Annotated in this window: 3 protein-coding genes; 1 reads left to right on the plus strand and 2 read right to left on the minus strand. The window is 58.8% G+C overall.

What is annotated here, in order from left to right; translation table 11 throughout:
• Positions 1 to 76: 76 nt before the first annotated feature.
• A complete protein-coding gene (locus C7G61_RS47795; RefSeq protein WP_190242283.1) occupies positions 77 to 181 on the minus strand; it encodes a hypothetical protein in 105 nt (34 codons plus the stop codon).
• A 152-nt stretch (positions 182 to 333) separates the two neighbouring features.
• Between C7G61_RS47795 and C7G61_RS42785 the strand changes: the two genes are divergently transcribed.
• On the plus strand, positions 334 to 681 hold the full coding sequence (locus C7G61_RS42785; protein ID WP_145963829.1) for a hypothetical protein: 348 nt from the start codon (positions 334 to 336) through the stop codon (positions 679 to 681).
• A gap of 134 nt (positions 682 to 815) precedes the next feature.
• On the opposite strand, the gene C7G61_RS45460 is transcribed toward C7G61_RS42785, so the two are convergent.
• The coding region (locus C7G61_RS45460) for a hypothetical protein (RefSeq protein ID WP_190242284.1) at positions 816 to 1,223 on the minus strand (408 nt) is incomplete at its 5' end.

A 1,223-nucleotide genomic window follows, 5' to 3' on the forward strand; every position in this document is an offset into this window, starting at 1 on the left:
GAAGGCCGGTGTGTGGTTTCGGCGTGCTCGTCTGCTCATCGTCGCTCCTGATTCGCAGGCACCAGCGTGCCCGCTGTCAGGCAGAAACTCCACTTACCGACCTGTTCAAATTTGCGGAGCCGGCTCTCGCTGTCGTCTTGCCTGCGCCTCCCTTGAAAGAGCAACACGTCAAAAGCTTCATGTGTCGTCCGACCCTTGTCGTGAAAAGAAGATAGAGGGGTAGTGTCGTACATCCGTTTGTTTGAAGTATTGTGCAGCGAAAGGCGAGTGGGAATTGATTGTGTTTAGCGACGTACTGAAGTGGACCCCGGAAATAGGACCAATCGTTAAGGTGTGAAGCGTCCTGCTCTGTCTCAACCGATGGAGTACGGATATGACCAAATCACGCAAGAAGTTGATGCCGCATTCAAGGCCAAAGTTGCCCTGGAGGCCCTCCGCGAGGTAGCGACGGTGCCGGAGCTGGCTCTGTTGCACGGCGTTCACCCGAACCAGGAACCAGGTCTATGGCTGGAAGAAGCAGGTTCGCAGGTTCTCGACAATTTGACGAGCCTTTTCGCGCGCGGCGCGAGCGCCTTGGGGGATGGCGAGGAGGAGCATGAGCGCGAGACGGCGAAGCTCTATACCAAGATCGGCCAGTTGACGGTTGAAAGGGATTTCTTGGCCAGGACGCCCGGGCGATGAGTGTCCCCGAGCGCAGGGCGATGGTCGAGCGGCCAGGCGAGAGTTTGTCGGTTCGCCGGCAATGTGCGCTGCTGAATCTGGCGCGTTCGGGCGTCTATCGCCGCGGGCCGGTCACCGGCGCCGACGATCTGTCATTAGGTCAAGTCAGATTGGGACGACAAGCGCTTCTGCAATGAGATAATCCGGTTGAGCAGTGCGCGCTGGCGCGCCACGGCCTCGTCTTCTTCCGGTTTCAGCGCAGGTTCTGTCTGATGGGCTTTTGAGCCCTCGAACGTATGATCTTCGGCCTCGCGCTCGCGCCATTGCTTTACTGCCCCCTCATCGGCCGGCCCGTGTTGCGCTTCCTCTTCCGCAGTTGGAGTTTCTACTTCATGTCGGACCCGACACTTATCCGCATCCTGGTCGGCAAGATCGCGATATTTCTCGCCGTGACCGAGAGCGATGGGATCCGGAGCGAAAGTCTCTGCTTGATTAACGGCAAAAAGACCGCGGTCGCTTGTGCCGACGACCTCTTCTCCCTCCTGCCCGCACTGCAACGGCGT

This window comes from Bradyrhizobium algeriense (genome assembly GCF_003062295.1).
GTDB classification, from domain to species: Bacteria; Pseudomonadota; Alphaproteobacteria; order Rhizobiales; family Xanthobacteraceae; genus Bradyrhizobium; species Bradyrhizobium algeriense.

Coding starts and splice junctions, on each gene's coding strand:
- C7G61_RS47795 (WP_190242283.1), bottom strand. CDS start 181: ATGAAGCTTTTGACGTGTTGCTCTTTCAAGGGAGGCGCAGGCAAGACG.